The 13,328-nt window shown below is 69.9% G+C and carries 7 protein-coding genes and 1 pseudogene; 3 read left to right on the forward strand and 5 right to left on the reverse strand.

Annotated elements, in window-relative coordinates; translation table 11 throughout:
* Positions 1 to 43 precede the first annotated feature (43 nt).
* From GWK61_RS30720 to GWK61_RS30730, 3 genes are all read right to left on the reverse strand, one after another.
* Positions 44 to 1,078: an NAD-dependent epimerase/dehydratase family protein gene (locus GWK61_RS30720; RefSeq protein WP_194914765.1), complete on the reverse strand. Its 1,035-nt coding sequence runs from the start codon at positions 1,076 to 1,078 to the stop codon at positions 44 to 46.
* 129 nt (positions 1,079 to 1,207) lie between these two features.
* Positions 1,208 to 1,981 carry a glycosyltransferase family 2 protein gene (locus GWK61_RS30725; protein WP_194914766.1) on the reverse strand — a complete coding sequence of 258 codons (774 nt, stop codon included), beginning with the start codon at positions 1,979 to 1,981 and terminating at the stop codon, positions 1,208 to 1,210.
* Positions 1,978 to 3,189 (reverse strand): nucleotide sugar dehydrogenase, encoded by a 1,212-nt coding sequence (locus GWK61_RS30730; protein ID WP_194914773.1) that lies wholly within the window; start codon positions 3,187 to 3,189, stop codon positions 1,978 to 1,980. Before GWK61_RS30730 ends, GWK61_RS30725 begins: the two co-directional genes overlap by 4 nt.
* Before the next feature lie 682 nt (positions 3,190 to 3,871).
* On the opposite strand from GWK61_RS30730, the gene GWK61_RS30735 reads away from it, so the two are divergent.
* Complete coding sequence (locus GWK61_RS30735) at positions 3,872 to 5,917, forward strand: hypothetical protein (RefSeq protein ID WP_194914776.1); 2,046 nt, start codon at positions 3,872 to 3,874, stop codon at positions 5,915 to 5,917.
* A 204-nt stretch (positions 5,918 to 6,121) separates the two neighbouring features.
* On the opposite strand, the gene GWK61_RS30740 is transcribed toward GWK61_RS30735, so the two are convergent.
* Complete coding sequence (locus tag GWK61_RS30740; protein WP_194914778.1) at positions 6,122 to 8,203, reverse strand: hypothetical protein; 2,082 nt, start codon at positions 8,201 to 8,203, stop codon at positions 6,122 to 6,124.
* A 103-nt stretch (positions 8,204 to 8,306) separates the two neighbouring features.
* Positions 8,307 to 10,466 carry a hypothetical protein gene (locus GWK61_RS30745; RefSeq protein ID WP_194914781.1) on the reverse strand — a complete coding sequence of 720 codons (2,160 nt, stop codon included), beginning with the start codon at positions 10,464 to 10,466 and terminating at the stop codon, positions 8,307 to 8,309.
* Positions 10,467 to 10,828: 362 nt separating this feature from the next.
* On the opposite strand from GWK61_RS30745, the gene GWK61_RS30750 reads away from it, so the two are divergent.
* Together GWK61_RS30750 and GWK61_RS30755 are read left to right on the forward strand one after the other, a co-directional pair.
* A complete protein-coding gene (locus GWK61_RS30750) occupies positions 10,829 to 11,923 on the forward strand; it encodes an ABC transporter ATP-binding protein (RefSeq protein WP_194914783.1) in 1,095 nt (364 codons plus the stop codon).
* A 149-nt stretch (positions 11,924 to 12,072) separates the two neighbouring features.
* Positions 12,073 to 13,328 (forward strand): annotated as a pseudogene (locus tag GWK61_RS30755) (hypothetical protein); the annotation flags it as partial.

A 13,328-nucleotide genomic window follows, 5' to 3' on the forward strand; every position in this document is an offset into this window, starting at 1 on the left:
GGAGGCGCACCACCGGCCCGGCGCCGGCGTCACATCGCGGCCGTCAGATCGTGCCGTTCTCGACCGCGGCCACGATCCACGGGATCACCTCGTCGAGCATCTCCTCCAGCGAGGTGGTCGCCTCGAAGCCGAGGACGTCCTTGGCCTTCTCCGTGGAGGGCACGCGGCGCTGCACGTCGTACTCGAACGGGTCGTCCGAGACCAGGGTCAGCGGAACGCCCGGGCCCTTGATCTTGGCCCAGATCGCCTCGGCCAGCTGCTGCACCGAGTGCCCGGCCGGGGTGGACAGGTTGAAGTCGTCGTTCAGCGCGTCCGGGTGCGACATCGCGGTCACGATGCCGCGCGCCAGGTCGCCGCCGTACGTGTAATGGCGCACCTGCTCGCCGGTGCCCAGGATGTGCAGCGGGTCCTGGCCCTTGACGATCTTCTGCACCAGGTCCGGCACCACGTGGCTCATCGCCAGCTTCACGTTGCCGGACAGGATCTCCTCGTCGCCCAGCGCGCGGGACTCGCCGATGCCGACGCAGTTGAACGGCCGGACGATCGTGTAGGGCAGCTTGTACTGGTCCCACGAGGCGCGCGCGAAGTACTCCACGGCCAGCTTCTGGAAGCCGTACGACGACAGCGGCGGCGGCACGCGGCGCTCGGAGCCCTCGACCGACGGCCACTCCTGGGCCGACTCGAAGACCATCGAGGACGACATGTACGTGACCTTCTTCAGCCGGCCCTTGCCGCCGTCGTGCGCCTTGATCGCGGCGTCGCAGGACGAGGCCATGATGCGCTCGTTGGTGGCCAGCAGGTCGTACGCGTAGGTGTGGAAGTACGAGATGCCGCCGATCAGCGCGGCGCCGGCGATGAACTGGTCACAGTCCGCGAGCAGCTTGACCATCAGGTCGGTGTCGCGGACGTCGCCCTCGTGGAACTCGTAGTCCGGGTGCTCGTCGTAGGACTTGGTGATCTTGCCGTACTTGGAGTAGTTGTCGATCCCGACGACCTTGTAGCCGCGCGAGAGCAGCTCCTCGACGACGTAGCCGCCGATGAAGCCGGCGGAGCCGGAGACGAGGACTTTCTCAGACATGGTTTCGCTTTCTGCTTCTGCCGGTTCAGGCCTGGGCCCGGCGGTTCAGGTCTTGGGCTGTATCAGCTCTTGGCTGTATCAGCTCTTGGTCTGTATCAGCTCTTGGGCTGTATCAGCTCTTGGGCTGTATCAACTCTTGGTCCTGGAACGGAGTTGCTCGACGCTCAGCGGCGGCCCGAAGGCGAACCGGTACCAGCGCAGGTACTTCGGCAGCCACTTGCGCAGATGGAAATGGGAGTCGCCCTCGGTGCGGTCCAGCCAGATGGTCGGGATCTCGGCGACCGGGCGGCGCAGCCGGCGGGCCTTGGCGGCCAGCTCGATCCCGATCTCGAAGCCGTCGCGGGAGTCGATGCCGACCTCCCGGACGAAGTCGGTGGAGTAGGCCTTGAAGGAGTTGGTCGCGTCGCGCGTGCCGACCCGGGCGAACCAGGCCAGCGAGCGGCCCGCGGTCTGCGACATCAGGCCCTTGAGGAGCGGGCCGCCGACCTGCTGGCCGCCGGCCATGTAGCGGGAGGCGGCGGCCACCGCCACGCCGCGCTCCACCAGCCGGGCCAGGTCGTCGATCTGCCGCGGGTCGTCGCAGCCGTCGGCCATGGTGACCACCACGGCCGGGCTCAGCGCGTGGTCGATGCCGAACCGGATGGCGTTGGCCGGGCCGCGGCCGTAGGTGTTGAGCAACGGCTTGAGCCGGGGCTCGGCGACGGCGTACTTCTCTATCACCGGCATGGTGGTGTCCTCGGCGCTGTCCACCACGACCAGCACCTCGCACGGCAGCTGGACGGACTCGAAGAGCCGGTCCAGCACCGGGACCACGCCCTCGCCCTCGTTGTAGGCCGGGATGATGACCGAGACCTTCGGCCGGGTCGGGTCGGTCGGCGCGCCCTCGGCGGTCGGCGTGCTCATACCCGCACCCCGTCACCCAGGACGTTCCAGATGTCCGCCACCGGCACCGCCGCCTTCAGGCCCCGGTACTCGGGGTGCGGCGCGCCGACGATGAGCAGGTCGGCCTTCTCCAGCACCTCGTCCAGACTGACCAGCGAGGCGTCGCTGGTGACCAGCGGGTCGGTGCACAGCACCTCGGCGGCCTTGAACTTCAGGATCCGCTTGAGCTTGTAGGACAGCGAGGAGCGGGTGTCGTCCGAGCCGCCCTTGAACGCCATGCCGAGGATCCCGACGGTCATGTTCTTGAGGTCGTACTGCGAGTCCAGCCGGTCCACCACGTACAGCGGCAGGCCCTCGTTCGTGGTCATCGCCGCGTAGCCGAGCGTGAAGTTGTTGTTGTGGAACGCCGCGAGCTGCATGGCGTCCTTGAACAGGCACGGCCCGGCGGCGAAGCCGGCGCCGGGCATGTCCGCGGCGCGCGGGTAGTCCTGCGACAGGCCCTGCCGGATGCGCTCGAAGTCCAGGCCGCGGTCGTTGGCCATCATGTAGAACTGGTTCACCGCGGCGAACTTGATGTAGCGCCAGGTGTTGGTGAACAGCTTGGCCAGCTCGGCCTCTTCCGGGCTCAGGTGCACGATCTTCTCGGTGAGCCGGCGGAACAGCGCCTCCGCCCGCTGCTGCGCCCGCTCGGTGCGGCCGGAGACGATCTGCGGCAGCTCGAACAGCTCGGTCATGGCCTTGCCCTCGGCGATGCGCTCGGGACAGAAGGCGACGTCCACGTCCACGCCGAGCCGGGCGATCATCCGCTCCACGAGCTCGGTGACCCCGGGGTACACCGTGGAGCGCAGAACGAGTATCTGCCCGTCGCGCAGGAACGGCGCGCAGGTCTCCAGCGCCCGCGGGATCGCGGTCTGGTCCGGGTTCAGGTGCTCGTCCACCGGCGTGCCGATCACCACGACCACGTGCTCGCAGCCGGCCACCACCGCCGGATCGGTCGAGGCCGACAGCCGCCCGGCGGCCACCACGCGCTCGATGACCGGCGCGGCCCCGGGCTCGTCGAACGGCAGCCGCGCGGAGTTGACCGCGTCCACGGCCTCCGCGCTGACGTCGTACACCACCACCGAGGCCCCGCGGTCGGCGAGCGCGATCGCCAGCGGCAGGCCGACGTGCCCGCCCCCGCCGATGACCACGACATCGTGAACGAAGTCGTTTTGTGCGGTTTCGGGCATGGAATCCCCTGTTGCGGTGGCGTTGGGTCGAGAAGTCAGTCGGCCCACAATATGACATCGGTCCGGATGCCGGGTGGGTCGGGCGCCATGCCGTGACCGGCCCGCAACCCGAGGTGCGAGCCTCAGCGGGGGACGGTCGGACGCCGTCGGCGTCTGCCCGCGTCGAGCCGGCTCGCGCCTCAGCGCCGGTCAGACGGCCATCGCCATGCTACGCCCCGGTCCCGACCTGGTGACATGGTGCTGAGCCGTTAACCCGACAATGACGAGAAGTGGGCTCTGGCAAGTACAACTGCATTGCCGCTGACCTCTAGTAGCATTTCGGCTCGAACAGGGGGGCGGGTCCGAGAGCTGAGGTGGGGTGGATGGGCTCTTACGGTGACGTGCGGGCTGAGGGGCCCGTCGACGGGCCGCCCGTGACCATCCCGGTATCGACTCCGCTGTCACGGATACGGACCGTGGCGTGACCAGCGGTGGTCGAGTCGGGCCAGTCGAGTCAGGCCGGTCGGCACTCCGCAACGGGGGCGGCCGGCTTGTGCGACGCAGATCGTCATCGCGTCGTGTCTCCTCCTCGCGGCCGCGATACCCGCGGGTCTGTCGTCTTCTTCGCGCCCGAACCTCCCCGGCGAGCGATCGCCCTCATGATCAAGGACCGATTCGATGAAAGGCACTCACCATGGTGGCGTTGACCGAACAGGCTGACGCGCCTGTGCGCCGCGGCGATGGACCGGGTGGCCGTTTCCCGCGGTTCCCCGCGCTCGCGGCAGGCCTGCTGGCCGCGGCCTGGTTGATCCCCGCCGCCCTCCAGCTGGTGGACGCGGACTGGCTGCTGCCGCCGCTGCTCCTGTTCGGCACCGCGAGCCTGCTCCGGGTCGGCACCGTCCTGCTCGACCGGCTCATGATCGCCGGGGGTCTGCTCGGCGGCGCGGTGATCGGTGCCGGCCTGCTCTTCTCGGCCTGGCCGTGGCATCTGAGTCCGATGGCCGTCGGCTGGTTCGGTCTGACCGTGTTGGTGGTCGTGGGCCTGGTGTTGCGCCGGCGGCCCCAGCTGCCGCGCCGGGTCCTCGGGACCGACCTGATCATCCTGGCGGCGCCCGTGGTGTCCTGGGTGCTGATCCGCAAGCCCGTCCAGGGGCAGACCTTCAGCAACATGCTGCCGTACACGTCGGCACGCCAGGACTTCTTCAACCACTACGCGCTGTACGACGCCATCCACCGGATCGGCGGCTACACGTTCATGCACCCTGCGGCCGCGCGCCACTACGTCACCACGCCGAACGAGTACGCCTATCCTTCAGGCGCGCATTTCCTTTACGCGGTTCTCGACGCGTTCCGGACCTCGTCGTCCAACCCGGGCGACTCTGTTGACGAGTTCCTCCGCTACTACCAGTACGAGGCGCTCGGCGTCGGTCTCCTCGCGATGGCGGTCATCTGGTCCGCCCGGTGGGTGGCCGGACCCGCACTGACGGGTTGGCGGCGGGCGCTGGTCTGTTCCGTGGTCGGCGGCATGGCGGTGCTGGGCCAGATGTCGGCGCTGTTCTGGCAGGGCTACGACGGCGAGGTCATCGGCCTGGCCTTCCTCGCCATGCTGTTCGCCCTGGTGGTCCAGCCGCCGGCGCGGGTCCGGGAACAGATCCTGCTGGCGGCGGCCCTGATCGTGGGCGTGGTCTACTCCTACAGCCTCTATTTCATCTTCATAGGCGTCATCGTGTTCTGTGCCGCTGTCGTCTATCGGAAGCGACTGCTGCGCCACTGGCGCTTCGCCCTGGTCACCGCGATCGTCGCGATCCCCGTCGCGGCCGTTCCGTACGTCATGGCCCAGCTCCACTCGTACGGCACGCAGGGCCTGTTCACACAGGGCGGCACGACGCTGCGATTCTCCCGTGCGCTGTCGCTGTTCTTCGGAGTCGTGGCCGTCGCGCCGCTGGCCACGCGGGCCGGACGCCGGCTCCCGCGGTGGCGGGTGGTGGCTCCGGTGATCTTGATCAGCACCGCGATCTCCACCTACACCGGGTACATCGGGTACCAGGCGACGGGGATGACCCGGTACTACTACGAGAAGATGGTCGAAGGCACCTGGACGATGTCGCTGGTGGCTTTCGGCGCGGTCGGGTTGTTCCTCAAGAGCGCGCTCGCCGCACCGGCGGGAGCGTCCCGCCTCGACGTGAGCCGGCGACGGCACTGGCTGACGACCGAGATCCCGGCGTCCGTGGCGGCCTTCGTCCTCGGCGTCACCGTGTCGAGCGGCTTCCCGCTCACCAAGGGTCCCCAGTGGTCGCAGGGGCCGCGCCCGATCCAGGACGTGAGCTGGGCCGCGCTGTGGGCCGGCGGACCCATCACGGCGCCCTACGCCCACGCCCTGGCGATGTACGGGCAGCACTACCAATTCGGCGACGGCCAGGCGACGGCGCTGCTGTATTCGGACAGCGCCGCGGACGAGATGCACGCCACGATGTTCCTCGCCGTCCTCAACCATGACCTGGGGAAGATGGGATTCCTGGGTCTGGACGGATCGGACAACCTGGTGTCCCTCCAGCCGCCGGCGAAGGGCCAGGGCCTGCCGGACGCGGCCAAGAGCGCGCTGGGGCAGCTCGAATCCTGGCTGAGCGCCCACGACCCCGGCTTCCGGGTCGTGATCGGCGACAACTACCTGGCCCGGCTCCTCACCGACTGGTCGGCGCAGAACCCCGATATGCGGATGAAGATCGAGATCGTCAAGGGGCTGTCATAGCCCGGCAGGCCGGTGACGGGCGCGAGCCGCGGCCCCGGTCGCGGCTTTGCCGATTGCCTCCGGATCGGATCCGGCTCGGGCCCGGGTGACGGGTCCGAGCCGGAGGCCGAGCGCGACGAAGTGGTGTGCGACGAGGTGGTGTCCGTCGGGATTCCTCGGAGCGGCCACTCGGATCGGTTGTACGGATCGGTTATTCGGAGCGCCTCACGCCGGCGAGCGTTCGCCGGGCAGGTCGGGCAGGAACAGCACCGTGAGCTTGAGCGTCGGGTGGTTGGCCGCGAAGGCGCGCAGGCGCGCCGCGGCGACCGGGTCCGGCGTGATCACGCGCAGCGGGACCCGCGAGGTCTGGAGCAGCTTGGCGACCGAGCCCAGGGCCTGGTCTGCGGCCGGGGCCAGCGGCCCGTCCGGCGTCGACGGCGGCGCGATCTTCACGAGCCCGTCGATGCCGGTGAGCCCGTAGACGATCGGCCCCATGGTGCCGGAATCGTGGTTGAGCGAGGCCATGATCAGCGTCAGGTCGCGGTTCTCGGTCCCGGCCGGGTCCCACAGCGCGACCGTCGGCCGGCCGTCGCCGAGCAGGTGCCGGTCCGCCAGGTAGCCCAGGGCCGCGCCGTGCACGCCGAAGATCTGCTTGCCGTCGGTCCAGACCCGGGCCCAGGTGGTGTCCGGCCCCGGATACATGTCCTGGTAGCGGAACTGCAGCGGTCCGGGCAGGGCCGCCCCGACCGCGATCAGGCCGGCCAGCGCCCCGGCGGTGCCGGCCGCGCGGTGCCGCCAGGGCCCGGCGGCCCGGCTGAGCCGTCCCTGCTTGAGCGCGGTGACCGCGGTGCCCGCGCCCATCAGGCCGAACACCAGCGCCGGATGCATGGCCTTGTGGAAGTAGTACGTCGTGTAGCCGATCTCGGCCCTCTGGTAGAGGCCGAACGCGGCGACGATGACGGCCGCGGTGCCGATCAGCAGCGCCAGCGTCGCGGTCGTCGGCCGGCGCCGGCCCGCCGCGGACAGCGTGCCGACGACGCACAGCAGCGCCAGGATCAGCAGCGTGGAGTGCGGGACCGCGATCGCGAAGCCCGGCGTCAGCAGCGCGTCGGAGGTGCTGACGGTGTCGTAGCGCAGCTCCAGCAGGTAGCTGAGGACCGATATCAGAAGGCTGATCGGCCCGACGACCAGCACCAGCCGCAGGTGCGGACGCAGCCGCCGGCGGTTCACGTAGCCGAACACCGCGGCCAGCGCCCAGGCGAAGGGCACGTACAGGCTGTAGGTGTAGCCGGTGGCCGCCACCAGCGCGCCGACCAGGACGAGCTGTTCGGCGGGCCGCCCGATCGGCCGGACGGCGATCGCCCCGGCCAGCGCCAGGAAGGCCAGGGCGAGCACCTCGGCGTCCCAGGTGCACCACAGCATCGTGGTCAGCACGCCGGTCGCGGCCCAGGCGCCGACCGCGGAGACCACCAGCGAGCGCTGCCAGCCGACGGTGGCGGCGCCGAGCACCCGGCGGGCTCCCCAGGTGACGCACAGCACCAGGAACGCGAAGCCGAGCGCGACGTAGTAGCGGTAGCGGTCCAGTTCCGCCACCGGGTTCCCCGGGTCGGTGCGGGAGGTGACGAAGATGTCGAGCAGCGCGTACAGGTAGTGCATGCCGGACGGGTAGATCCGGCCGATCTTCGGGTCGACGACCGGCGCCGCGGCGTGCCAGTGCAGGAACGGGTATCCGCCGACCCGGTGGATGGTGTCGAACAGGCCGAACTGCCGCATCCGGTCGCCGGTCAGCGTCGTGTAGGCCAGTCCCTGGGTCGGGGTGCCGCGCAGACTCGGCGCCACGGCCACCCAGCCGGCGTATCCGGCGGCGGCCAGCAGCGGCAGATCCGAGCCGGTCATCCGGCGGGGCAGCGCGGGCCGTCGGCCGGTGCGGGCGTGGACCAGGTAGGCGGTGCCGGACAGCAGCGTCAGCCACAGTCCCGCGACCGGCACCGGATCGAGCCCCCACGGCCACACGGAGAACAGCAGGCCGCCGGCGATGGCGACCCCGGACACCAGGCCCACGGCCGGGATCAGCCGGTCCAGCACCGTCGAGCCGATGGTCAGCTGGGCCGCGGTCGCCAGCACGATGAGCACCGGCAGCACGATGTCCGCGTGCAGCACGTGGGTCGCGACCGGTACCAGCCAGGAGGCGGCGACGGCGACGGCCAGCACCTGAGCGGGGCGCACCGTCCGGCCGCCCGCGGGAGCGGCCGGACGGTCCGGATCCGAGTCCGTCGGCGCGGTCGGGATGTCGGTGGGGGCGCTCATCGGGCCGTCACCGCGGACGTCCCGCCGCCGACGGCGGTGTAAACGGTGGTGCGGACGGCGGTGTGGACTGTGGTCCGTCCGATCGGGGTCCGTGCCTGGCCGGTCACCGCCAGGCCGCCGACAGGAAGGTCGAATACCCGAACCGGCCGAGGCTGCCCTGCATGCCGAAGCTCTGGAAGTACAGCTGGCGGCTGCCGGTGCCATGGCTGACCACCGTGAACCGGACCTGGCCCTGGCTGTCGGTGAAGCCGCAGCCGGGGGTGTCGCCGGCCGGGGAGGGGGTGACCGAGGCGGTGTCGAAAGCCGTGCTGGCGTTGGTGAACTTGGTCTGGTCCAGGCAGATGCGGACCCCGGACCGGTGCAGCTCGGCGCCGAACTGGGACTCGATGCGCGCGGTCAGGACCAGGGAGCCGCCCGGCGGCAGCAGCGGCGTCACCGGCGAGTCGCTGACCAGGACGGTGGCGTAGGGCTGTGCCGAGAGCGCCTTGGAGTAGCTGACCGTCGCGGGGGAGTCGGTGACCGCCTGCAGCTTCAGGGAGTCGCTGATCAGCGGCATCGCGGTGACGCTCGGCGCGGTCACCACGTACTGCGCCCAGGAGTGCGCCGCCACGGTCTTCGGCCCGGAGACGATGTTCCAGCTCGCGCTGACCATGCCGTTGCCGTGGACCGCCATGAAGTGCGGGGCGAGCGCGTGGCCGGAGTGGTTGGTCGCGGTGATCGTGACCGTCTGGACCGAGTTGAGCTGCGCGGAGGTCAGGTAGCTGTCGATCCTCAGGGTCATCGGCGCCGGCTCGGCCACCGCCGCGGCGAACACGACGGTCGCCGGCAGGAACGCCGCGACGGTGATCGCCGCGTACCGGCTCAGCCACGGTATCCGCGCGGTGAGCGGCACCGGCTTGGGCGCTTCGGCCTCCTCGGCCTCCTCGGTCGCGGGCTCGGCCTCCGGCTCGGGGTCGTTGCTCAGCAGGGCGACGATCCACGCTGCGGCGTAGGCGACGAAGTACGTCCAGTACGAGCGGGTCGGGAACAGCAGCCCGATCATCGGCAGTGCGAAGCACGCCGAGGCCAGGCGGTCGAAGTGCCGCCAGTAGGCCACCAGCAGCGCCAGCATCACCAGGGCGCCGGCGTAGGTGTACAGGCTCAGGTTCCCCGAGCCGGTGGACAGCGACTGCACGAGGTTGATCAGGCCCTCGCCCTCGGGCACGGCGTGCTGGGTGAGCGGGGCGAACGCGCCGCGCAGCCAGGCCCCCGGGCCCCAGACGATGAAGAACGCGTTGATCGCCAGGAACGTGGCGGCCGCCACGCCGATGTACTTGGCGGTGACGATCGCCGCGCCGCGCCGCCCGAGCTCGGACCGGCGGGCCAGGAAGATCCCGAGGAACAGGAAGGGGATCGGGAACCACGCGACCTGCGTGGTGGAGATCGCGGCGCCGACCGCGACGGCCTTGGCCAGGTCCAGCTTGGACAGCCGGCCGCCCTCGCCGGTGTGCTTCCAGCGGTACGCCGCGAAGGCCAGCGTCGGTACGACCAGGGCGAACAACAGGCCGCCGAGGGCGCCCTGGGCCAGCACCGGCACGCCGCCGACGAGCAGCGCGGCCAGCGAGCGCATGCCGCGCGGCAGCAGGACGTACATCACGAAGACGGTGAGGGCCAGGGCCAGCGTGCACAGCAGGCCGACGGTGTGGAAGGTCCCGACCATCATGGTCAGCCCCGCGGTCAGCAGCGTGGGCAGCGCCGGGTAGTCCAGGTGGTGCGTGATGCTGCCGTCCAGGAGCTTGGTCGGGAACGGCGAGGGGTACTGCGCGTAGGACGGTGTCAGGTCCGCGGCGTAGGGGTTGTGTCCGTGCCTGAGCAAGTCCGCCGAGTACTGGACGAATATTTCTTCGTCACTGCGGTAGCCGGAGAAGGAGATGATCATCGACAGCATCCACAGTGACAGCCCGATCACCGCCAGTACCGCCAGCACGAGCTCCGCGCGTCCGAACCAGCGCATGGTCTGTGCGGTGAAGCCCATGACGGCCACCGCGACCAGCGCGCACATCGACACGGCGAGGAGCAGCCCCACGGCCGGCCACCGGACGGTCGGCCCGAAGACCCCCATCAGCGTGGAGAACATGGAGAAGGCGGCCAGGACCAGCAGGACCCGGTGGACCACGGTGGGTCTGGCGTCCGGGTCGGAGGCGGCCTGTCGGAGGAGCCGGAGCACGCCGTCTGCGGCGGCGCTGCGCGCCGGGGCAGGCGGGCGTTCGACTTCAACGCTCATTCGGGACTCTCCTGCGAAAGGGGACCACGGACACGAAGGCGGACGCGCGGCGCCAGCTTCCCATGGTCAGGTGATCGCTACATCGTACAGACGGCGTGTATTGGTTCGTATGATCGTGCGATGCCACTGAAGGGACCGCTGGGCGCGACCCTCTCCTTTAGACGGTAATCGCGCTGAAACGGTTGTGCGGTATGCCGAACCGGCCCCGCGGCCCGGAGCGTATCGCCGTAAACCGGGCCCCACCGGTGACAATCCCGCCCCGCCGGGGTACGGTCGCATCTACGGCCGAGCGGATCCGCCCCGGCCGCCTTTCCAACTCGGATCGTCCGGCACGTTCCTGCCGGTTGAAAGGGAGTACAACAATGGCTGGTGTCGTCTACCAGGACGCGTCCTGCGTCTACCCGGGTGCCGAGCGCCCCGCGGTCGACAAGCTGAACCTGGACATCGCGGACGGTGAGTTCCTCGTCCTCGTCGGTCCTTCCGGCTGTGGCAAGTCCACCTCGCTGCGCATGCTCGCCGGTCTGGAGGAAGTGTCCTCCGGCGGCATCTTCATCGGTGACCGCGACGTCACGCACCTTCCGCCGAAGGACCGGGACATCGCGATGGTGTTCCAGAACTACGCTCTGTACCCGCACATGACCGTCGCGGAGAACATGGGCTTCGCGCTGAAGATCGCGAAGGTCGACAAGGCCACCATCGCCAAGCGGGTCGAAGAGGCCGCGAAGCTGCTGGAGCTCACCGAGTACCTGGGCCGCAAGCCCAAGGCCCTGTCCGGTGGCCAGCGCCAGCGCGTCGCGATGGGCCGCGCGATCGTGCGCGAGCCCAAGGTGTTCCTCATGGACGAGCCGCTGTCCAACCTGGACGCCAAGCTGCGTGTGCAGACCCGCACCCAGATCGCCTCGCTCCAGCGCCGCCTGGGCATCACCACCGTCTACGTCACCCACGACCAGGTCGAGGCCATGACCATGGGCGACCGCGTGGCGGTGCTGAAGGACGGCCTGCTGCAGCAGTGCGACACCCCGCGGGCGATGTATGAGAAGCCTGCGAACGTCTTCGTGGCCGGCTTCATCGGCTCCCCGGCGATGAACCTCGTCGAGGTCCCGATCGTCGAGGGCGGCGTGAAGTTCGACGGTCTGACCGTCCCGGTCTCGCGGGACGCGCTGGGTGTGGCCACCGCCGGCGGCGCGCAGACGCTGACCGTGGGTGTGCGTCCGGAGTCGTTCGACTTCGTCGGTGACTCCGAGGGCGCCATCGCCATCACCGTGCACCTGGTCGAGGAGCTCGGCGCGGACGCGTTCGCTTACTGCGCGGCGCACGTCGGCGACAAGGACGTGGACCTGATCGTCCGGGTGGACGCCCGTGCCGTGCCGATGAAGGGCGATACCCTTTACGTCAAGCCGCGTGGGAGCGAGACGCACCTGTTCTCCGCGTCCTCCGGGGAGCGCATCGACGCGTAGACCAGCTGAGAATTCCGGGGCTGGTCCCGGGGCTCACGTTGCGCGGATACCATGCCTTGCAACCAAGGCGAGGTATCCGCGCATCACTGTGACTGGGGCGGTGGCGCTCGCGCCTCGGAACCGCCCGTGACCGTCAGGAGTTTTCTGGGATGAGTGCGGACACCGTCGTCGCGCAGAAGCAGGAGGCGGAGTCGCGTCGGCGTCGCAGCTCCGGCCTCGACCGGTTCCAGGGGCTGGGCACCTGGATCCTGACCCGCCAGGTATTCGGGGTCTCAGCCGGAGTCCTGCTCCTCGTGCTGCCGGTGTTCATCCTGTCGATGGCGATGCAGCTGGTCAGCCGCCAGGGCTGGAACCACCCGCCGGACAGCCGCTACTACCTGACGATGATGGCCAAGGATATGGGCCACAGCTGGCTCGGCTCGGTCAAGCAGGACCGCTCGGTCTCCTCCTGGCACGTCGCGCCGTACTTCTTCGCCGACAACGACCCGACCTGGCAGCTGGTCCGCTCCCGGGTGCTCTACCCGGTGCTGTCGATCCCCTTCGTGTGGCTGTGGGGCCTGTCCGGCGGCTCGATGGCGATCCCGGTGCTCGGCGACATCCTGTTCCTGTGGGCCACCGCGGCCGTCGTGCAGCGCCTGTACGGCCCGGCCGTCGCGGTGATCGTGGTCGGCGCGTTCAGCACGGTGGGCCCGATCTTCGGCTTCGCCTGGGCCGGCACCGACACCCTGGGTATGGGCCTGGCCGCGGTGATCGTGGCGCTGCTGCCCATCGACCGCACGATCGGCAGGGCCCACCTGGCGTGGCTGGGCTCGGCGACCCTGTTCATCGCGCTGGACCGGCAGGTCGGCGTGCTCGCCCCGGCGATGGCCGGCGCCGGCTGGCTCTGGGAGCTGATCCGGACCCGGCAGTGGCGCAACCGGTGGCTGAGCTCGCTGGTGGTGACCGCGGTGGTGACGGTCGGCCAGGAACTGTTCGTGCTCGCCTTCACCAAGTCGAGCCCGTCCGGCACCGTGAGCCACGGCACGACCACGACGTTCGGCTTCCTCAGGCTGTTCGTCCACAACCTGAAGCTGGTGACGCAGGAAGCCGTCACCTACATGTGGCACCAGGAGCACATCCTGTTCGCCCTGCTGGTCGCGGCCGGCATCGGCATGGTGGTGCGTTTCAAGTCCGATGCCTCCGCGGTGTTCCTGGGAGCCGCGGCCTCGACCTACGTGATCACCGCCAGCGTCGGCTTCTCAACCCTGATGCGCTACGAGATGATCATGTTCCCGGCGGCGGCCGTCGGCGCCGGATCGCTGGTCCAACTGCTGCTCGGCCAGTTCCTGCCGGCCCCGGCTCCGGCGAAGGCCGCCGCCCCGGCCCTGGAAGCCGAGCAGGAGTCGGCCGAAGAGCCGGCCCCGCC

Source organism: Catenulispora rubra (genome assembly GCF_015356825.1).
In the GTDB taxonomy this organism is placed as follows: domain Bacteria; phylum Actinomycetota; class Actinomycetes; order Streptomycetales; family Catenulisporaceae; genus Catenulispora; species Catenulispora rubra.

What these genes read in the sequence shown, in the direction of transcription:
- GWK61_RS30720 (WP_194914765.1), bottom strand. Translation starts at nt 1,078, where the DNA reads ATGTCTGAGAAAGTCCTCGTCTCCGGCTCCGCCGGCTTCATCGGCGGC.
- GWK61_RS30725 (WP_194914766.1), bottom strand. Translation starts at nt 1,981, where the DNA reads ATGAGCACGCCGACCGCCGAGGGCGCGCCGACCGACCCGACCCGGCCG.
- GWK61_RS30730 (WP_194914773.1), bottom strand. Translation starts at nt 3,189, where the DNA reads ATGCCCGAAACCGCACAAAACGACTTCGTTCACGATGTCGTGGTCATC.
- GWK61_RS30740 (WP_194914778.1), bottom strand. Translation starts at nt 8,203, where the DNA reads ATGAGCGCCCCCACCGACATCCCGACCGCGCCGACGGACTCGGATCCG.
- GWK61_RS30745 (WP_194914781.1), bottom strand. Translation starts at nt 10,466, where the DNA reads ATGAGCGTTGAAGTCGAACGCCCGCCTGCCCCGGCGCGCAGCGCCGCC.
- GWK61_RS30750 (WP_194914783.1), top strand. Translation starts at nt 10,829, where the DNA reads ATGGCTGGTGTCGTCTACCAGGACGCGTCCTGCGTCTACCCGGGTGCC.